Origin of the sequence: Actinomyces sp. HMSC075B09 (genome assembly GCF_001812395.1) — a bacterium.
GTDB lineage: Bacteria > Actinomycetota > Actinomycetes > Actinomycetales > Actinomycetaceae > Gleimia > Gleimia europaea.
In genome coordinates, this window is the sequence record NZ_KV808731.1 from 123,641 (window position 1) to 143,224 (window position 19,584).

The 19,584-nt window shown below is 55.9% G+C and carries 20 protein-coding genes; 4 read left to right on the forward strand and 16 right to left on the reverse strand.

The features are described 5' to 3' along the window. Positions 1–92: 92 nt before the first annotated feature. Positions 93–314, reverse strand: coding sequence for a helix-turn-helix domain-containing protein (locus HMPREF2854_RS01375; protein ID WP_070618058.1), 222 nt, complete (start codon positions 312–314; stop codon positions 93–95). Then, a complete protein-coding gene (locus HMPREF2854_RS01380) occupies positions 304–897 on the reverse strand; it encodes a DUF2975 domain-containing protein (RefSeq protein WP_158237788.1) in 594 nt (197 codons plus the stop codon). The genes HMPREF2854_RS01375 and HMPREF2854_RS01380 overlap by 11 nt, the downstream gene beginning before the upstream one ends. Before the next feature lie 211 nt (positions 898–1,108). On the opposite strand from HMPREF2854_RS01380, the gene HMPREF2854_RS01385 reads away from it, so the two are divergent. Then, complete coding sequence (locus HMPREF2854_RS01385; protein WP_070618063.1) at positions 1,109–1,783, forward strand: DUF3159 domain-containing protein; 675 nt, start codon at positions 1,109–1,111, stop codon at positions 1,781–1,783. On the opposite strand, the gene tsaD is transcribed toward HMPREF2854_RS01385, so the two are convergent. Next, positions 1,760–2,806: a tRNA (adenosine(37)-N6)-threonylcarbamoyltransferase complex transferase subunit TsaD gene (tsaD, locus tag HMPREF2854_RS01390; RefSeq protein WP_070619460.1), complete on the reverse strand. Its 1,047-nt coding sequence runs from the start codon at positions 2,804–2,806 to the stop codon at positions 1,760–1,762. The genes HMPREF2854_RS01385 and tsaD overlap by 24 nt on opposite strands. A gap of 93 nt (positions 2,807–2,899) precedes the next feature. Between tsaD and HMPREF2854_RS01395 the strand changes: the two genes are divergently transcribed. Further along, positions 2,900–3,715, forward strand: a complete 816-nt coding sequence (locus tag HMPREF2854_RS01395; protein WP_070618066.1) for an HAD family hydrolase — start codon at positions 2,900–2,902, stop codon at positions 3,713–3,715. A 78-nt stretch (positions 3,716–3,793) separates the two neighbouring features. Here the strand turns inward: HMPREF2854_RS01395 and HMPREF2854_RS01400 are convergent, their stop codons facing one another. The 9 genes from HMPREF2854_RS01400 to HMPREF2854_RS01440 form a co-directional block, all read right to left on the reverse strand. Then, a complete protein-coding gene (locus HMPREF2854_RS01400; RefSeq protein ID WP_034506864.1) occupies positions 3,794–4,537 on the reverse strand; it encodes a succinate dehydrogenase/fumarate reductase iron-sulfur subunit in 744 nt (247 codons plus the stop codon). Beyond that, on the reverse strand, positions 4,534–6,510 hold the full coding sequence (locus HMPREF2854_RS01405) for a fumarate reductase/succinate dehydrogenase flavoprotein subunit (protein WP_070618069.1): 1,977 nt from the start codon (positions 6,508–6,510) through the stop codon (positions 4,534–4,536). Before HMPREF2854_RS01405 ends, HMPREF2854_RS01400 begins: the two co-directional genes overlap by 4 nt. 10 nt (positions 6,511–6,520) lie before the next feature. Then, complete coding sequence (locus HMPREF2854_RS01410) at positions 6,521–7,225, reverse strand: succinate dehydrogenase cytochrome b subunit (protein ID WP_070618073.1); 705 nt, start codon at positions 7,223–7,225, stop codon at positions 6,521–6,523. Positions 7,226–7,517: 292 nt separating this feature from the next. Continuing rightward, positions 7,518–8,105: a GNAT family N-acetyltransferase gene (locus HMPREF2854_RS01415; protein WP_083309312.1), complete on the reverse strand. Its 588-nt coding sequence runs from the start codon at positions 8,103–8,105 to the stop codon at positions 7,518–7,520. Then, positions 8,102–8,770, reverse strand: coding sequence for a tRNA (adenosine(37)-N6)-threonylcarbamoyltransferase complex dimerization subunit type 1 TsaB (gene tsaB / locus HMPREF2854_RS01420; RefSeq protein ID WP_070618079.1), 669 nt, complete (start codon positions 8,768–8,770; stop codon positions 8,102–8,104). The genes HMPREF2854_RS01415 and tsaB overlap by 4 nt, the downstream gene beginning before the upstream one ends. After that, a complete protein-coding gene (gene tsaE, locus HMPREF2854_RS01425) occupies positions 8,767–9,288 on the reverse strand; it encodes a tRNA (adenosine(37)-N6)-threonylcarbamoyltransferase complex ATPase subunit type 1 TsaE (RefSeq protein ID WP_034506876.1) in 522 nt (173 codons plus the stop codon). The genes tsaB and tsaE overlap by 4 nt, the downstream gene beginning before the upstream one ends. Before the next feature lie 27 nt (positions 9,289–9,315). Beyond that, positions 9,316–10,506 (reverse strand): alanine racemase, encoded by a 1,191-nt coding sequence (gene alr / locus HMPREF2854_RS01430; protein WP_070618082.1) that lies wholly within the window; start codon positions 10,504–10,506, stop codon positions 9,316–9,318. Between the two features lie 30 nt (positions 10,507–10,536). Beyond that, positions 10,537–11,079: a GtrA family protein gene (locus HMPREF2854_RS01435; protein ID WP_083309314.1), complete on the reverse strand. Its 543-nt coding sequence runs from the start codon at positions 11,077–11,079 to the stop codon at positions 10,537–10,539. After that, a complete protein-coding gene (locus HMPREF2854_RS01440) occupies positions 11,076–12,674 on the reverse strand; it encodes a bifunctional ADP-dependent NAD(P)H-hydrate dehydratase/NAD(P)H-hydrate epimerase (RefSeq protein WP_070618085.1) in 1,599 nt (532 codons plus the stop codon). The genes HMPREF2854_RS01435 and HMPREF2854_RS01440 overlap by 4 nt, the downstream gene beginning before the upstream one ends. A gap of 90 nt (positions 12,675–12,764) precedes the next feature. On the opposite strand from HMPREF2854_RS01440, the gene coaA reads away from it, so the two are divergent. After that, positions 12,765–13,733, forward strand: a complete 969-nt coding sequence (gene coaA / locus HMPREF2854_RS01445) for a type I pantothenate kinase (protein WP_034506880.1) — start codon at positions 12,765–12,767, stop codon at positions 13,731–13,733. A 24-nt stretch (positions 13,734–13,757) separates the two neighbouring features. Next, entirely contained in the window at positions 13,758–15,005 is a 1,248-nt protein-coding gene (locus tag HMPREF2854_RS01450) for a YibE/F family protein (RefSeq protein ID WP_070618088.1), read from the forward strand. Between the two features lie 37 nt (positions 15,006–15,042). Here HMPREF2854_RS01450 and HMPREF2854_RS01455 read toward each other — a convergent pair whose 3' ends face one another. The 4 genes from HMPREF2854_RS01455 to HMPREF2854_RS01470 are packed head-to-tail and all read right to left on the reverse strand — an operon-like array spanning position 15,043 to position 19,582. Next, positions 15,043–15,798 (reverse strand): DUF6339 family protein, encoded by a 756-nt coding sequence (locus HMPREF2854_RS01455; protein ID WP_070618090.1) that lies wholly within the window; start codon positions 15,796–15,798, stop codon positions 15,043–15,045. After that, positions 15,788–16,660, reverse strand: coding sequence for a hypothetical protein (locus HMPREF2854_RS01460; RefSeq protein ID WP_070618093.1), 873 nt, complete (start codon positions 16,658–16,660; stop codon positions 15,788–15,790). The genes HMPREF2854_RS01455 and HMPREF2854_RS01460 overlap by 11 nt, the downstream gene beginning before the upstream one ends. After that, positions 16,657–18,594 carry a hypothetical protein gene (locus HMPREF2854_RS01465; RefSeq protein ID WP_070618095.1) on the reverse strand — a complete coding sequence of 646 codons (1,938 nt, stop codon included), beginning with the start codon at positions 18,592–18,594 and terminating at the stop codon, positions 16,657–16,659. The genes HMPREF2854_RS01460 and HMPREF2854_RS01465 overlap by 4 nt, the downstream gene beginning before the upstream one ends. Further along, positions 18,581–19,582 carry a PD-(D/E)XK motif protein gene (locus HMPREF2854_RS01470; protein WP_070618100.1) on the reverse strand — a complete coding sequence of 334 codons (1,002 nt, stop codon included), beginning with the start codon at positions 19,580–19,582 and terminating at the stop codon, positions 18,581–18,583. The genes HMPREF2854_RS01465 and HMPREF2854_RS01470 overlap by 14 nt, the downstream gene beginning before the upstream one ends. Between the last annotated feature and the right edge of the window lie 2 nt (positions 19,583–19,584).

Sequence of the window (19,584 nt, forward strand, 5' to 3'; positions counted from 1 at the left end):
ACTAAAACTGCAGCTAGCTTACCGTTGTAACGGCGGGATTGACCGCCTCGACCCCTAACCGGGCCTCGGCTAGCTAACCGAGTTTTGGCGGGCTAGCCGAGCTTGAGGATGTCCCCCGGCTGGCACTGGAGAACCTCGCAGATTGCGCTGAGCGTAGAGAACCGAATCGCGCGTGCCTTGCCCGTTTTTAAAATCGACAAATTCGCCATCGTGATTCCCGTGGCCTCGGATAGCGCGGTGAGCGTCATCCCTCTTTGCGAAAGCACAGCATCTAACGTCACCTCAACGCGGTGCGGCAATGGTTTAGACGACATAGTCGAGCTCCTCCCGCATGCGCGCCCCCTGCCTAAACGCCGCCCACAGCGCCAGCGCCAACACTCCTGCAAAGAACAGCGCCATGGCAAGCAGCGGCTTCTCCCCCACGACGAGAGTGCCGGACCCCGGGTGCACGGCCTCTTGGAACGCAATCAGGTCCTGCTGCAGGGCAGACCTAGCCGCATCGGAGACAAAACCACAGACAACCCCACCTAGCGCAAGCACTATGCCGGTCACCCCCATAAGCCGCACGGTGCGCCTCTCAAAAGCGCGGCCCTTACTGATTGCCCGGATAACCGCAGTACCAATAATGAGGCCGGCCGCGACAACTACAGCAACAAGCGCGGCCTCAGCAATAGCAAGCTGAATGCTAGTGGCAGAGACGTAGCTTAGCGGAACCTCCGATTCGCCCTGCAAACAGAAATTCGGCAAGTCGCAGGCGCTAATTGGAGCGCCTCCAAATAAGCGTTTCCCACTTGCCAGTTCAATAACCGTCACCGCCTGACCGGCAATCACCAGTAGCGACAGCACCCACACCAGCGCAACCGCGAACCAGAACGGCACTTTTTCAAATCTAGACATCATGGCCCCCTTATTGTTTATCGATATTATTGTTTAACGATAAATCCAGGTGGCATCAAAGTCAATAGCACCAAAAGAACAGTTCTCACACGAACTGGGCACTACCGCCACTCAAGTTCATGGCACTACGTCATTAAAACCGCAGAATGTAGGCGTTTACTCGCGGTTCAAACTATCCTTTCTGTGGCTGACATAGACACAAAGGGGAAACATGACCGCCGCGCAAGAGCTCACGCCCACGGAACCGAAGAAGAAAAGCGGCCTGGCCGCCATCAACGAAGACGAGTTTGACGCCCTCACCGTCATTGGAGGCTGGCGCGTTATCGTTGAGGCCGTGACCCCCACGATCATTTTCCTTGTTGGGCTGAACCTCACCGGAGACTACCTGCTCCCCGCGGGCCTGGCTCTTGGTTTCACGTCGATCGCCGCGCTCATACGCCTGATTCAGCGACTTCCCGTGCGCCCTGCCCTCATCGGAGTGCTCAGCATGACCGCCTCGGTATTTGTGGCGTGGAAAACGGGACAAGCCGTCAACGTGTTTGCCATCTCCATCTTGAAGAACACGTTCTACGGCTCACTCCTGCTGATCTCCATCCTGGTGCGCTGGCCGCTACTCGGCGTCATGCTCGGAGCAGTGCGCGGAGAGAAAACCCGTTGGCGTAAAGGTGAAGGGTGGCAGCTCACCCGCCTGCGCTACTACCAGATCACGTGGATATGGTTCTTCGTGTTCGTTGCCCGCCTCAGCGTTCAAATCCCGCTCTACTTCACCGATAATGTGCAGTGGCTGGCACTCATGAAGCTGTCTTTGGGAATGCCCGCGGACATCGTAGCCGCATACTTTTCCTGGAGGCTTTTGCGTACGCTACGCCATCGCCATCTCGTCTAGCGACATCTGCGAGTCCGGCGAGAACTGCAAGGTTGAGGGCTCCACACCATTTCGCACCAGTTGCGAACCCATTGCCGCGATCTGCGCCCCATTGTCCGTGCAGAAACGGATCGGCGGAATTCGAACCTCAACGCCAGCCGCATTTGCGCGCTCAGTCAACAGCTCACGCAAACGCGAATTCGCGGAAAACCCGCCTCCAACCACAATCGTCTTCACATCGTGGTCAAGCGCTGCCTGAACAGCCTTAGCCGTCAGCGAATCATTCACGGCCTCACTAAAACCAGCGCAAATATCAGCCTTGCTGATCGACTCACCGCGAAGTTCCTTGGCTTTCACGTAGCGCGAAACCGCGGTCTTCAAACCCGAGAAAGAGAAGTCGTAGCGGTAGCGTTCCTTGTCGCGCCCACCCGACAGGCCGCGCGGGAACTTAATCGCTTCCTTATCGCCCTGCTGCGCCAGCCTATCTACGTGCGGGCCACCCGGATACGGTAGCCCCAGCAAGCGGCCAACCTTGTCGAATGCCTCGCCGGCCGCGTCATCGAGCGTGCCTCCCAGCTCGCGCACATCCGTTGCAATATTGTTTACGAGCAAGAGGTTAGAGTGCCCGCCCGACACAACCAGCCCAATGAACTTATCTGGAAGCGGCCCGTGCACCAGCTCATCAACAGCCAAATGCCCCAGCACGTGGTTCACCCCGTACACGGGCACACCCAAAGAAGTGGCCAGAGCCTTACCCGCGCAAATCCCAACCGTTAGCGAGCCCACCAAACCGGGCCCTGCCGCAACAGCCACAGCATCCACGTCTGAAAGCTGAACTTCGGCCTCCTCTAACGCCGCTTCAAGAGTGGGTAAGAAAGACTCAAGGTGTGCGCGCGAGGCTATCTCGGGAATAATGCCGCCATAACGCGCGTACTCGTCCATCGACGTGGCTGTACGATCAGCCAACAGTTGCCCGCCGCGAACCAGCGCCACGCCAGTTTCGTCACACGTCGACTCAATACCTAAGACCAAAGCATCTTTCATTTCCATCACCTCAAGCATTCTAAACCCTGAGCGGCACAATCCCACACCAAAACCTATTGCTTACCCGCTCCATTAGTGTGAGACGATAAAAGTATGAAAAGACTAGTATTTCTCGACCTTGACGGAACCGTTGTTACCCAGCATCAAACCGTCCCCGAATCCGCGCGCGAAGCGCTTCAGAAGGTGCACGATAACGGGCACACCCTGTGGATTTGCACGGGCAGGTCAGCACCCGAGATCTATCCGTGGCTGTGGGATCTAGGCTTTCAAGGATTCATCGGCGCAAACGGTGCTCACGCCCGCCTTGACGGGGAGGACCTTTTTGATCACCGACTTTCTAAAGAGTTCATAGAAGAGGCTGAAGCTTACTTTCGTGAACACGGCATTGTGAGCCTGTGGCAAACCCCTGATGCGCTTCATCCAGCTGAGGGGTTTATGGAAATGTTTTTCCAGTCCACTCCCGAAGCAGTTGAGCGGTGGAGCGCCTACATTGACCAGGTCACCCCGTACGTCAAGAAGGGACTTCCAGCGGGCTCATCTAAAGGGATGATTACCATTCCCCCAGCCTCGGGCCTCACGATCGAAGACGTTAACGAACACCTTGGCCTGCAGATCCTCATCATTCCCGCTTCGGTTGATACCGGCGTGGCAAATACGGGAGAGGTGATGCTATCGGCGTACAACAAGGGCACGGGACTTAAAGAGGTGGCCGAAGTGCTTGGCTTCCCCATTGAGCAAACCGTAGCTGTTGGGGATGAACTGAACGACCTGCAGATGGTCTCCACAGCCGGCATGGGCATCGCCATGGGCAACGCCGTTCCAGAAGTGAAAAAGGTAGCGGATTTTGTCTCTACCCACATTGAAGAGGACGGCCTCGCAAACGCCCTCAAACACGCGGGCCTGTACTAGCCGCCACGCTACGAAAACAAAAAGGTGGCTTCGAGATAATTCTCGAAGCCACCTTTTACTTGGCCAATACGGCTTGGGTTACACGCCCTTCAGGACGGCCTTTCCAAGCTGGCGGTTCAGCGTAGAAATAACATCCAGCGGGATCTGCTTCGGACAGACCGCCGCGCACTCACCAATGTTCGTGCACGTGCCAAAGCCTTCCGCGTCATGCTGGTTCAGCATGTTCTTCACGCGCATAAGGTTCTCCGGCTGGCCCTGTGGAAGCAGGTTCAGGTGCGTGACCTTAGCCGAGGTGAACAGCATTGCCGAAGCGTTCGGGCAGGCAGCCACGCAAGCACCACAACCGATGCAAGCGGCAGCCTCGAACGCGCGGTCGGCGTTCTGCTTTGGAACCGGCGTAGCGTGAGCGTCCGGAGCCGCACCCGTGTTCACGGAAATGTAGCCACCGGCCTGAATGATGCGGTCCAGAGCCGAGCGGTCAACAACCAGGTCCTGAATAATCGGGAATGCGGTTGCGCGCCACGGCTCGATGGTGATCGTGTCACCATCGTTGAACGAACGCATGTGGAGCTGGCAGGTGGTGGTGACCTCCGGGCCGTGCGCAACGCCGTTGATTACAACGCCACACTGGCCACAGATGCCCTCACGGCAGTCCGAGTCGAATGCGATCGGCTCTTCGCCAGCCTCGAATAGTTCCTCGTTGAGGATGTCCAGCATTTCCAGGAACGACGAGTCTTCCGACACATTGTGTACCTGGTATTCGTGCATCGCGCCAGCATCTTCGGGATTGGCCTGGCGCCAAATCTTAAGGGTGATGTTCACTTGTAACTCCGCTGCTTAAGCTCGATGTTGTTGTATATCAGGTCTTCCTTGTGCAGGGTCGGAACGCCGTCGGTGCCAAACTCCCAGGCAGCCACGTAGGTGAACTTGTCGTCATGACGAAGTGCTTCACCTTCAGGCGTCTGGTGCTCTGCACGGAAGTGGCCACCACAGGACTCCTCGCGGTGCAATGCGTCAATACACATCAGTTCACCCAGCTCGAGGAAGTCGGCAACGCGGCCGGCCTTTTCCAAAGACTGGTTCATCTCGCCCTTGGTCTTACCCGGAATGCGCACGTTGTTGTAGAACTCTTCGCGAAGCTCACGAATCATTCCAATAGCCTTCTTAAGGCCTTCCTCGTTACGCTCCATACCGCAGTACTCCCACATGATGTGGCCGAGTTCCTTGTGGAACGAGTCAACGGAACGGTTACCGTCGATCGACATGAGCTTATCGATACGAGCCTGCGTGGAATCCAACGCCTCCTGAACGGCAGGCGAGTTCTCGTCAAGCTTGTCGAAGCCGAACGCACCAGCGAGGTAATCGTTAATCGTGTTCGGAAGAACGAAGTAGCCATCGGACAGGCCCTGCATGAGCGCGGAAGCACCCAGGCGGTTAGCACCGTGATCCGAGAAGTTAGCCTCGCCAGCTACGAACAAGCCCGGCAGGTTGGACTGCAGGTCGTAGTCAACCCACAGGCCGCCCATCGTGTAGTGAACAGCCGGGTAGATACGCATTGGAACTTCGTACGGGTTGTCGCCTGTGATGCGCTCGTACATGTCGAACAGGTTGCCGTACTTAGCGGAAACCGCGTCCTTGCCCATGCGCTCAATAGCTTCCGCGAAGTCCAGGTAAACACCGCGTGCAACACCGTTAATCTCCGGACCCACGCCGCGGCCATCGTCACACATGTTCTTCGCCTGACGCGAAGCAATGTCACGCGGAACGAGGTTACCGAACGACGGGTAGATGCGCTCCAAGTAGTAGTCGCGATCCTCTTCCGGAATATCGCGCGGATCCTTCTTGCAGTCCTCAGCCTTCTTCGGAACCCAAATACGACCGTCGTTACGGAGCGACTCTGACATCAGCGTCAGCTTTGACTGCTGGTCACCGTGCTGCGGGATGCAGGTTGGGTGAATCTGCGTGTAGCAGGGGTTGCCAAAGTAGGCGCCCTTGCGGTGTGCACGCCAAACAGCCGTACCGTTACAGCCCATTGCGTTGGTGGACAGGAAGAATACGTTGCCGTAGCCGCCCGTTGCCAAAACAACAGCATCCGCCGTGTAGGTCTCCAGCTCACCCGTTGCCATGTTGCGGGCAACGATACCGCGAGCGCGGCCGTCCGAAACAATGAGCTCAACCATCTCGTGGCGGCGGTGTTCCACCACCGTGCCCGCTTCAACCTGACGTTCAAGCGCCTGGTAGGCGCCAATCAAGAGCTGCTGGCCTGTCTGGCCACGAGCGTAGAACGTACGCGATACCTGCACGCCACCGAACGAGCGGTTATCTAGCAGGCCGCCGTATTCACGAGCGAATGGAACGCCCTGGGCAACACACTGGTCGATGATGTTTGCCGAAACCTCAGCGAGACGGTAAACGTTGGTCTCACGAGCACGGTAGTCGCCGCCCTTAACAGTGTCGTAGAACAGGCGGAATACCGAGTCGTTGTCGTTGCGATAATTCTTCGCAGCGTTAATACCACCCTGCGCAGCAATGGAGTGTGCGCGGCGGGCGGAATCTTGGTAGAAGAATGCGTCAACGTGGTAACCCATTTCGCCAAGCGAAGCAGCGGCAGCGCCACCTGCAAGACCGGTACCTACGATGATCACCTTGAGCTTGCGTCGGTTAGCCGGGTTCACGAGCTTTGCGTTGAACTTACGGGTTTCCCAACACTGCGCTAGGGGCACATCCAAGGGTGCCTTGGTGTCCGCGATTTTCTCGCCTTCGCGGTAGAGGCCGTGGATAAGCTGATCAGTCATTTCACGTTCCTCAAGAAATAAAGCCGAATGCGATAGCGACCGGCGGCAGCATGAACATCACGAACACGATTGCAGCAACAATGCCACCGATTACAACAGTAACGTGCTGAGTGTTACGACGGAGCCAGCCCATGGACTGTAGAGCCGACCAAATGCCGTGACCGATGTGCATTGCAAGGGTTCCAACAAAAACGGCGTACAGGACAACGAGGGCCGGGTTAGAGAAGGCTCCAACCATCCTCATGTACGGGGACATCTCGCTTGCTTCGAAGCCAGCGGGAATCGTTGCCGTGGTGAAGTGGAGAATATGGAACACAATCATGAACAGCAAGATCACTGCGGATACGCGCATGGTGCGCGCAGCGTAGGAGTCTGCAACGTTCTTCTTAACCGAGTAGCGGTCGGCGCGTGCCTTCTTGGAAACATACCAGGTGTGGAACGCGGCGAGGATGTGCACGAGCGCGAACAGAATCATCGCCGTGCGGAATACAACGATCAGTCCACCTTCAGGCAGTAGCGGATAGAAGGCGTCACCCTTCAACCAGTGAGCGTAGTGATCGTACGCCTCCTGGCCGAGGAACATCTTCAAGTTTCCGTACGCGTGGACGATAACGAACATGACGAAGAAGAGGCCGGAAATTGCCATTAGTTGCTTCACGAACACGTTCGTGTTCCAGGCGCGGCGCTTCCTCGTTTCGAGATTTTTATTGGCCATGTATTCAAGGGTACATACGTGAAACGCAGCTCATGTCGTATACGATAGTCACGCCGGTGCAGGACCCTCGCACATATTCCTACTTTTGGGCTATATGGCGCGAATTAGCGGGCTTTGTTCTGCCGCCCCGACCGAGAGGTTTGAGGCCACTTTGCGCCTTGTTAACGTCATAAAAATATGTCTATTAGGCAACACTTGGGTTTCATAATGACCGATCGTCATCAAACCTGTCGCCACCAACTGGTTTTTACGCATTACGAGATTGCAATTGGGGCAGTGTTTACCTGCCCACCTATAGGCCCAGCTCCATCACGACGGCTTCTTCGCTGGGTGCGCAATAGTAGCGCGGAATCCTTGCGATCTGCTTGAAACCGCGCGATCCGTATAACCCGATCGCGCTGGCATTAGATGCGCGGACCTCCAGCATCACGCGACTAACCCGGCGCTGTGAGCGCTCTATGCCCGCCACGGATTCGCTGTCATCCTCGCTCGACGTATCGCTAGCACTGGCAGGATCTGCCATCGCGCGATCATCCTCCAAAGGCATCAGGTAGTGCACCTGGCTCGGCGTGAAAAACCGGGCGCTTCTAAGCACCTGCAACAGGTGATCGAGTAGTGCGCCCGCTATCCCCCGGCCCCGATATTCTGGTAGCACGCCTATGGTCAGCACATCGGCCACCTCGTTTATGGAAGCCCCCGCGGCGGCAATCAGCACGTCGCGGTCAAACATTCCAAAGTGGATGCGATCTGGGCTAGAGAGCTCCGCGGTCCAGCTGGCGCGGCTCCACTGGTCGGCTTTTGGAAAAACCTGCTGTTCAAAGTGCAGCACCTGTTCTAAGTTCGCCGCGGTTAAAACCACCGGGGCGGGCTCCAGGCTCACTTCTTTTCGCCGTGAATATCCGGGCGGCGCAGATACTGCGGATCTACCGGAAAGTCCTCCACCCCATTTTCAAGGCGAGCGCGCACAATCCGCGCAGCCACAGCCACGTCAAAACCTTGAGCGTCGCGAGTGCTCGGCAAAGCGTCGGAGTAAATCTGGCAGGCCGGGCCCGCGAACTCAACGCCGCTACCTTGGAACTTATTGGCCACAAAATCTGCGGTGTTTACGGCAGGGCCTTCAAGTATCTCAACGTCGTTTGGGCCAGCTGCGCGCACGTGCGCCCAATACACCTCGTGACGGCGAGCATCGGTCACCACCACAATCTCGGCGCCTGCGGGCATGTCATCTAGGTAAGAGCGAGCCAAAACCTCGAGCGAGCCAATCCCGCGCACGGGGATCCCAGCCACGCGGCCAATTACTCGAGCGGTTACGAGGCCCGCGCGAAGCCCCGTGAATGGAGCCGGCCCGGTACCGACGATCACCTGATCCAGGTCCGCCTCTTTTGCTGTCTTGCCAAGCCCCGCCTCACTGATCGAAAGCGAGATAAGTTCGGCAAGGCGCTCAGCGTGAGCGCGAGAGTTGGGCTCCGTATTTACCGTTGTCCCGGCCTCGGTTACAACCGCAACTACCGCACCACCGGAGGTATCAATGCACAGGTCTTTCATGCGTAAGCTCCCTCAACTGCCTCGCGAAGCGTTTCTTCAAGCGCGTCCTCACCGGTCCAACGCGGACCGACCGGGTTGAAAGTGACCTCACGAATGTTGGAATCAGCGTGCTCCAAGTTTTCACTCAACTCGTCCACGGCGACAGGGTTCTTAAAAGTCACTTCAAGGCGGTTCGGGGAAAGCGACTCGGTTTTACCTTCGCCCCACTCAACCACAAGAACGGACTCCTCCAGCGCGGTGTCCAGATCCAAAGTTTCTAGATCGTCAAGATCCTTAATGCGATACGCGTCCACGTGCACCAAATCCGGATCGCCCTTATGCACGCGCGCAATGATGAACGTGGGGGAAGCAACGCGGCCCTTCACGCCCATAGCGCGTCCAAGCCCCTGCGTGAACGTGGTCTTACCCGTCCCCAAATCGCCGGTGAGCATAATCATGTCGCCCCCGCACACAAACCGGGCAAGAGCGGCCCCCAAGCTACGCGTATCATCCGCGCTTCTTGCAGTAATCGTAAACATGGTCTTCCTTTACGTATCAGCGCCGCTCTAAGAGTACGCTCTTGGCACGCGCGCACCCAACCGAGTAATGATCTCGTAGTTGATAGTGCCGCACGCCTGCGCCCAATCATCCGCAAGCGGACACCCGGGCGTGGTTTTTGAGTTGGGATTGCCAAACAGCACCACGGTGTCGCCGGCCCGGGCGGGCGGCTCGTTTTCCTCCACGGGCCCAAGGTCGATCACAAACTGGTCCATGCACACGCGCCCAACTACGTGCGTGTCGATCCTCCCCGCCTGCGTATAGACGCTGACCGGGCCTTTGCCCGCAGCGTGGCGCGGGATACCGTCCCCATATCCAAGAGGAACCAGGCCGAGCCAGCGATCCGTGGGAGCAACCCACTGCCCTCCATATGACACGGTTTGACCCCGCGAGACGCGCTTGACCTGCACCAGGTCAGCCTTCAACGTCATCACCGGTTGCAACCCCAAGTCCAGCGAGGGCGTGTTCTGCGGCTCTGGCGAAAGTCCGTACAACCCAATGCCGTCTCGCACCATGTCGAAATGGGCGTCCTCATGCCAGATCTGGCCCGACGTTGCCGCAAGGTGGCGCTCAAAACCGGCCAGGCCAGCCTCTACAGCCGCCTGCACTGCCTCGTTAAAAATCTTGATTTGAAGGTCGGTGGCCCGCTTGCCTTCCGCGCCGGCTTCGTCCGCGCGCGCCAAATGCGACCACACGCCCACGATCTTCGCGTGTTTTGCCTTGCTTGCCGCGAGCGCGAGGGCGGGGAACTCGGTTGGGACCGCTCCCCCGCGGCCCATCCCCGTGTCCACCTTCAGATGAATACGAGCTGGCAAACCTTGACTCTCTATCAGGTGAAGCTGGTCCAGGTTAGACACGGACAGTTCAATGCCAGCTTCAATCGCTTGGCGAATGGCAGCTTCGTCAGACACTGGCAAGATCCAACTGAAAACACTGACCCCATCAATGCCCTCTTGTTTGAGGAAACTACTGAGATCAAGAGCCTCGGCAAGCTGGGCGATACCCAAAATGTCGTAGCCTGCTCGGGCAAGCGCGCGAGAAACCTCGTGGCTACCGTGCCCGTAGGCGTCAGCTTTCACAATCCCCAGGTGGCGAGCCTTCGGAGCGAAAGTGCGCATGCGCGTGGCATTTGCCACAAGCGCGGCAACATCGACCTCGACAACCGCCGGATAGTGCGCTAACTGTTCACTCACTGTCATTCTCCTCGAGACTATGACACCACCGGGACGCTACTTCTGGGCGGCATCCGTTTTGCTGGCGAACACCACGAAACGCTGCCCCGCATAGTTCAACGCCACAAACAAAATCATACCGAGACCCATGGATAAGTTATCCGCAACCTTCACCGAAAGCCCCGAAGTAAGCGCATAAACCAGGGGCTTAGCCAACCCGTAGGCAAACAGGTAGCACGCCGCAATATTCACAATGAACAGCCACACTTGACGCAGCGAACGCTCCTTGTTTTGGAACGTGAAGTACTTATTCAGCACGAAGCTCACAATCGATCCAATAATGTAGTTCAACGCTGAGGACACCCAGTAGCCAAAACCCAGCCAGTTATACGCCAAGAACATGACGGTTGTGCCCACAATCGTGTTCACAATGCCCACCAGGATGAACTTCCACGTAGTTGCGTCAATCAACTTGCGGCGAGCTTGGCCCGGCGCAGAGGGCTTTGCAGGTGCCGCCGGGTGGGCCGAGGATCCGTCCGGCGTCGAGGGGCCCGGCGTGGGCGGCTCGATTGGGTTTGGGGTTCCTGGGTTTTCAGTCACATAGCCTCCCGGGCAGAATTCTTATGCGAGCGCAGGGCCTGCCCAAAAGCGTCAGGCAGATTGCGCGCAATATCAGAAGCCGCTATCGGGCGGCCACCTTCCAAACCATAGCCCGGACGCAGAGCAACCCCGCCGGCCTGCCCATCCACGTCCTCGAATCCAGCTGCACGCCGCGCCGCCACCCCGTGCAACCAAACAGCGGCCGCCACCGCGCGCGTCAGCTCCTCCCAATCGAGGCGGCCCGCTTCCTCCTCGACGCGCGCCTGCACGCCGGCAAGAACACCCGCAATCGCACCGGCGAGGACGTCGCCTGAGCCGGCCGTGCCCGCCCATGCCGGAGCCTGCGCCTGCACAAACACGTGGCCGCGCGGGCTCACAATCAGCGTGGCAGCACCCTTCAATGCAATTACCGCGCCAGATAGCCCAGCCAGGCGCATAGCGGCCTTGATTGGGGCTTCCTCCACGCGTTCACGCGTCCATTCAGATTCATCCAGGATCGATAGCGCCGCTGCGGCCTCCCCCGCGTGCGGCGTCCACACCATCTGTGGCGCTGCCGCGTGACCAGAGTGCACCAGCTGCGCTGCCACCGAAATCGCGCCCGCATCAACCACCAGGGGGACTTCCGCCTCAAAAATCTGTGTAGCGATCCGGCTACGATCCTCCAAGTTCTGCGGGTCCATACCGCACCCAACTGCCACTGCTTGTGCGCGTCCATCCACTGTTACAACCTCGGGAGCGGCAGTCAGCACCAGAGTGCGCGTAGCTTCATCAGTGACGAGGCGGATCATGCCGGTACCAACTCCGCGTGCTCCCAAGGTAGCCAAGACCGCCGCGCCCGGATACTTCTGCGATCCCACCACCAGGCGCACCACGCCGCGTGAATACTTGTGATCCGTAGCGGATGGGAGTGCAACAACCTCACGCACGTCAACGCCTTCAAGTACGCGGGCAAAATGAGGCCCCAAATCGAGCCCCAAATCCACTAGGCGAACCTCGCGCTGGTAGTAGCAAGTGGGAGGGAACACCGCCGACGGCTTCAACGCGCCCATCGTCACCACGATGTCAGCGCGCAGCGCATCTGCCGGAACCGTACCGTCCGGTGTTGCTAGTCCCGACGGCACGTCAACCGCCACCACCTTGCGGCCAGGCAACTGGCCCCGCGCCTCTTCTAACGCGGCAACAATTGACGCCAGCGGTTCCTTCAGCGCGCCTTCGGTGCCCGTGCCCACAAGGCCATCGATCCATACAGTTGCGGAGGCAAGCAACGGCAACACGTCAGCGGCGGTCTTAGCAGGCTGGCAGATTTCCACCCCAGCCGCGCGCGCGGCAGTCAAAGCACGTTCGTGTGGATGATCACTCAGCACGACGGCCTTAACGGGAACGCCCTCACCGCACAAGAATGCGGCCGCGTACAGCGCGTCTCCCCCATTGTCACCGCCACCAACAAGCGCAGCTACCTCGCCGGCCTGGTACACATCTTGCACCGCGCCTGCAACGCCTCGCGCCGCTACCTTCATCAACTCATCTAGGCCCGCAGCCTTCACAGCTGCGGCCTCCCTGGCGCGGATCATTGACACGCTAAAAACTCGCTGCATTTGCCCTCCTCAACTACACAACTTTACGTCCTAAAACAGGGCGCCATCATCCGAGGCGAAAAATCGCGAAAAATCAGGCAAAATAGTTGCGTGCATTTCAACCCGCCTGCCCGGCTCTACGCAGAGCAATCACCGTTCCAACGTTTCACGCGCGAAGCCTGGAGCGACCTTGCAGATTCAACGCCACTACCTTTAACCGTGGAGGATGTTGAGCGGATCTCCAGCCTTGGCGACCCAATGGATCTTGCGGAAGTGGATGCCATTTACCGCCCTATTTCCGCGCTTTTGCAAATGTATGTGAACTCGGCGCGCAGGCTGTCACACGACCGACACTACTTTTTGCGCGAACCCCACCGCCCGCCGGTCCCGTTTATTATTGGCGTGGCCGGATCGGTAGCGGTTGGTAAGTCTTCAACCGCACGCCTGTTGCGGGAACTGTTGCGCCGGTGGCCCAACACTCCCCGCGTGCAACTGATTGCAACGGATGGATTTTTGCTACCCAATGCCGTGTTGAAAGAGCGCGGCATAATGGCAAAGAAGGGCTTCCCAGAGTCCTACGACCGCGCGGCTCTGATGAAGTTCATGGCCGACGTGAAGTCTGGCCAGTCTGGCGTGACCGCCCCCGTTTACTCGCACCTCACTTACGATATTGTTCCCGGCGAGCGTGAAGTGGTGAACCAGCCGGACATCCTCATCGTTGAGGGCCTGAACGTTCTCCAGGCTGCAAGAACCGCAAAAGACCAGACGGGCGCTGTAGCGGTTTCGGACTACTTTGATTTTTCGATTTACGTGGACGCAGACCAAGACCACATTGAGTCTTGGTACATCAACCGTTTCTTGAAGCTACGTTCAACTGCGTTTAGTGACAAGAACTCGTATTTCCGCGCCTACGCGAATCTGACGGACGAGGAGGCCGTGGCGCGCGCCCACGAAATTTGGAACACCATTAACTTGCCTAACCTAACGGACAACATCCTGCCCACCCGCGAGCGCGCTACCCTCGTTATTCATAAGGGAGCAGACCACCGGGTTAGGGAACTGCGGTTACGCAAAATCTGAAACTAGGTTTAGAAGAAAACACCTATGGCACACCAGCACTCACATATTTCTCGCACTGCTGAGGCTTCAACAACTTCGCCAAAGGCGCGTTTGGTAATCATTGTTCTACTCGCATTCATTACGGCTCTGACCGCTGTTGGCGCGTACGTGCTACGGCCTGACTGGGAGGGACTTGAGCATGTTCAGGCCCTCACGGGTTATCAAACCGCACCGGGCGTTTCGCGGGAGCAGGCCAAAATTCTTGAAGTGGAGCACCGGTGCGAGAGCGCTGCTCTGGCGGCGAGCGGAGCGCATTCTTGTGTGACGCTTACCGTCCGGCTGACCACGGGTGAGGATGCGGGGAAAGAAGCCGTGATGGAATCGCCTGGCCCTGCCGCCGCCTCGCACCTGTCTGTAGGAGACGTGATTCAGGTAATCAGTTCACCCGGCCCAAACGGCTCTGCGGTTTACAGTTTCACGGGGATTGAGCGCAATCTGCCCATCCTTCTTTTCGCGCTACTGTTCGTTTTGGTTGTGCTGGCCGTGGCGAGGGCGAAGGGAGCTATGGCGCTGGTAGGGCTTGCGTTTGCCGTGCTGGTGCTCGTTCGATTCATGTTGCCGTCGCTGGCGTCGGGAAGACCCGGGATTCTCGTGGGCGTGGTTGGTTCAACTGCGATCATGCTGGTTGTGATTCATGTTGCGCACGGTTTTTCGATGCGAACTGCCTCCGCAATGTTGGGCACCTTTGCGGGCCTGTTGTTGGCTGCTTTTCTTGGCACCGTTGCAACGAGGTTCGGGCATCTGTCCGGTTTTGTTGACGAGACTGCGTTTAACTTGTCCTCAAGCCTGCCGGGCCTAGATATGAGCCAGCTTTTGGTTGCGGCCATTATTTTGAGCGGACTGGGCGTGTTGAACGATGTGACGATCACGCAGTCTTCTGCAGTTTGGGAGCTACGCATTGCCTCCCCCACTTACACGAAACGAGAGATCTACTCGAGCGCCATGCGCATTGGGCGCGACCACATTGCCTCCACGATCTACACGATAGTGTTTGCCTACACTGGCGCCGCATTGTCTTCCGTCATGCTGATTGCACTGTTTTATGACCAGTCTTTATCGGACCTGTTCGCGGTGGAGAGCCTAGCGGCCGAGGCCCTGCAAATCTTCGCGTCCGGCAGCGCCCTCATTTTGAGCGTGCCCATCACAACTGCGATCGCAGTCGCAGCCGTACGCGGACCGCAAGTGCCCGCAGACACGCAAACGCCGGGAGCACAACAAGCGCTCCCGGCGTAAGGCGGTATTTGCGCAAAGCTTTGCTTTCTATGAGAATCTAGGTCGCACTTTCATTCAGCAGATTCGCAGCGCGTTTCAATAGTTCTCTCTTCAAAACCTTCTCAGGCATGACTCCAGGGATGCTCACTGCCGTCAAATAGGTTGCCTGTTTGGCAAGGTCACGGAAAAACAGCCTGTGATTGACGCCCTTAGGAACAGATTCATCTGTAACCTCCAGCAGGAGTTCAACCAGGCGCTTATCAGAACTGAGCAATGGGCGTTCAACCGTTTGCTGCACACTGTCCTGGTCTAATATGTGCTCATACTTCTCTTCTAGTTCCAACCTAAACGCCTCACGTCTAAACCAGAGCCTATGAAGAGCATTCCTTCGAGTAGCTCCGAATCTCGCTTCGCTAATCTTCGGGAACCGTCTGAGAACGTACTCAGGCAATATGAAAGTCGCTAGCGTTGCCCACATCAGACCGTCCTCAATCTGAGCGGGGTGCACCCTCATTTCTGTGTGGAGAAGGGATGCAAAGTCAGCATCAGTTGCGAAAGATAGAAATTCCCCTTCTCTAGTCTTATCTATTAGCGATGCCACCTTATTCTGCAGTTCTTTAAGATGTGCCGCAGTAACCTTGGTACCACCGACTTGGTTCAATTCGGGTGAGTAGGCGAAAGATGGATGCTCGAGCCGAACATGCGACCGCATGTCCATCCCCGAGGCATACATAGAGGCAAGGTTTTCGAACTGCTGACTCAGCACATCCGAAGACGCTACTGGATATAAAAACCAGCTACCGTTAACGGACATTCTTCTTCACCGCCTTCTTGATCTTATTCTCGATCTCCACAAAGTTTGACGGGTCACGGTAAGCCCGCAATAGGTCAGCGCTAGTCCAGTTGCTGTCCATCATCTTTGCATATCTAGCAACGGCCGCTGCCAGTGATTCCGGATATTCCACAGCGCAGTCATCTACCTCATTCAAGTCATCACTTGCTAACGAGGAAGCTGCTTGAATCGTGGTCCGAATAACGTCACACACCAGCGCCCATTGCAATACCTTGTCGCCTGCATTCAAATCTCGAATGAGCTTCTTTTCATTCGCATTTAGACGGGGATTGATGTGATGCTGATACCGGTCAGTTAGGTCTTGGAAGCTAACGTGAATTTCCCAAGGTGATTCTAATCCCTCGACCTCCCGAGTCGGGATAATTGCAGAGTCTCCTCGGGCAAGTATCTTCGTCGTATTGGTCGCAAGACGAGCAAACGGGACGGCAGGAACGCTCTGATCATCAGACACATATCCCGGTCCGCATATGGTGGCTGTAAGTTGGATCTCGCCGATAACCTTGGATGCGTCAACACTGACCGAAGTGACAAGAGTGCCGGCATTTCGCGAACGAAAACCCGATGTTTCATGGACTAGATAGCGAGTTCCGGGACAGTAAGCCTCAATCACCAGACTGTACAGTTCTCGGTCCTGAACATGTACGTTCTCAAAGAACCGATCGGATACTTTGGCTCCAATCTCGAAACTAACAGATGGAGAAGGAGGCCATTCATCCATCAACGATTCAAAAGAATCGTCCTCACTGCCGTTTACCGACCATTTACCCCACTGAACGTCCGAGTCTGAAGCAGCAAAAAACGGGAATGCCTGAACTTTTCTCACTGGGCTCTCCTCCCTTCTCGCTTATTCTCAGGTTTCTCGGCATTCAACTTGGTCTCAAGCAAGCAACCTCCCGGAGCTTTGACTTTCGCCAAGTACTCAGCACCACCAACTAGGGTTGCCTTTAGACCCGTCGAGTTATTGCGCGGGTCATTCAGATTAATCCATTGAACTTCCAGTTGCTCATCTCTGAGAACCTCTTTTGCCTCCGCAACGATCGAAACCTCAAGGGACACGTTCAAAGGTTCAGTTTCGTTTTCAGGGGTCTTGATGAGTAGATGTTGAATCTGCTGGTTACCGCTAATTCCTCCAAATTTGCACTCGATAATTTCGGGCAACAGTACTTTCGTTCGCCCCTTACTACCACTTCGACTCTTCGACGAAGTGGTCATTGATTCGGGTAGGGCTGGACGTGGTAACAGAGAGCCCAACATCTTAGAAACCGTGATATTGATATTCGCTCCTGCACTAGCCTCGTCATGATTCACAGGATTCATGAACGCAGCTGCCACAGCCCGCACGTCTCGTCTAGCTCGCTCGACTCTGTTCTTGTAAACACGCTTCGCACCGTCTAATTGGCCGGTATTCCATTCGGTGTGAGTTGGGTTTTCGGCAGCTGAGAATGCCTCATCTACCTCCGGATCTCGAGACGCTTTGAACACTCCGCACGTATAAGCGTCTTCATTAGACTCTGTGCCAAAAGGCAGGTACCTGACCACAAGTTCAGGAGCTCGCAACAGGCATAATGTTCCGTTCTTCCCTACCATGGCTCGTTTAAAGGGCGTTTCATCCATCGGGAAAAGATCTCTAACAATCGCAAGTGATCCAAGATCCTTTACGCCTTTGGTCCTTTGTTGATACCCAATCGTCTTCACGACCTTGATGTCGTTTTCCCCTTCGGGGCTCTCCTCAATCTCACCATCCTCGAGATCACGCACATCATTTAGGACTTCGGCCCATATGCCCCATAAATCTTCATGGGTAGATCCCATTGAAAGCTCGACACCATTTGCTAGCACTCTTATATCCATCGGCAACACCCCAGACGACGTAGGGGTCATTTTCGGCCACAGATTAACTAACGCATAATCTCGTAGCTTCGCTCCGAGTTCGTTCGTATCAATCTGGCGATCATTCACATCGCCTGAAGCTATTTCTTCTTCGCTCTCCGCGTTCGTATATACGGGATCGATTACAAGGATATTTGTGCCCGTTTCCTGTCCTTCAAAGTGATGATCGAATATGGCCTCACCAATTCGGCGAGCCCTCTCTCCAGTTACAGGAACGAACTCACCGTCCTGTTCGTCTCCCCACCAATGCCGGCCAATATGTTGCTTGCCGTTCTCTTGAAATGGAGAACCAATATGCGAAGCGATCAATCTATATTCGAGTTGCCCGCGATACCAGCAACGAGTCCAATAGATAATCGTCATCGATTTGCTGACCAAAAAAGCAGCAATTTTTCCGAACCCATACGTTCCACCGCCTAGCTCGGTATCACGTGTCGCACCTAGTGTGAATACGAGGTCTCGAAAATTCGTATCCAAGATTCTCCCCTGGGAATCCCTTTTTGGTGCAGAAATGCGCGCTTCACCATCAAGGCCCGACGTGCCCCTGTCCAGGATCTCGATGCATTTCAAATGATCTTTGCTACGAATACTCTCAACTAGGCTGGTAGCGAGATTCTTCCGAGAACCAAGGACCACATTCTTTACAAGGTCATCCTGCAACTCTGAAAGCTCACGAACATCCACCAAGAACCTTGGAGTCTGACACGACTCAAGCTTTGCGTCCCAACTGTTTTGCGCACATTCTCGGATCATAATCTCGTAAGGATCCATAGCAAACGTGCCGAGTAGCTTATGCGTTCCATCTGCGGATACCGCATTGGCCCCTGTCTCTGGCGAGTACTGTTTCAGCGGTTTAAGGTTCGACATTCGTCCTCACTGGCTCTAGAAAAACGCTCGTCATTTCTTCGTTGGATAACCGGTATGCGTATTGCAATTCCACGTCATATTGCAGGTTCGATACGCCTTCCATTACGCGTGGCGCCCCGAAATCCCCAATATGAGGGAAAGTCTCATCAACCTTGTAAAAGCCGATGTCTTTAACCAGAAGAGGGCGAGTGGTGTCATCTTCTAAGATCTGGGCAGATACCATCTGGATCTTGCCAGCCAGATCGATATTACTTATTCCCAGCTCAATGATGTCATCGCGAAGTTCGTGTATTGTTCGCCCCCTCGGATGAGTCGTTAAAGCCACTCTAGCTAGATAGAGCGGGATTCCACCTGAGGGGACAAACTGGTTGGGATCGCTTACGTGCAGGCGATTGTAATTTGTCGCTGTAGTGGTCTTAACTTCAATATTCCAAGACGCGCTCTTAAAGTCAGGGCCTTCGTTCTCTGGTCCTGACCACGATTCAACAGCGAGCGTCGGGTCATTTTGAGCCACATACTCGAGGACTACAAGCTCTCCAAATAAGCCAACGAGGGTATTAAAAGAGACCTTTCTGATGTCCTGTTGCAAAAGCTCTTCCCACTTAAGAAACACATCCTCAAACGTCTCAAACGCACTTGTCTCCATCCCATCTAGCATTCGGATGAAATCAACAATGAGCGATTCAAAAGTTGATGTTAACGACGCTCGGGTACATGTGAATGCGACATACCTAGCCTTGCGGCCGGTTTTTCTATCTGTGTGCCAGACAGTTTGTCGGTCGATAAATTTCGTCAGAGCCCCACTCATGACGGCGAGCTCTTCCGAAATTTGTATCAGTAACTGCCTTTGAGCTTCCGGGGAGAAAGTAACCCATACAAGTTCCCCGGTACCTGGGCATTCAAGCCGAAATGCTCTTACCGTTTCATCATCGGGGCTCTCAAATGGTTTTTCTAGGTAACTACGTAAATCTTCACCAGGCGTATTCACTG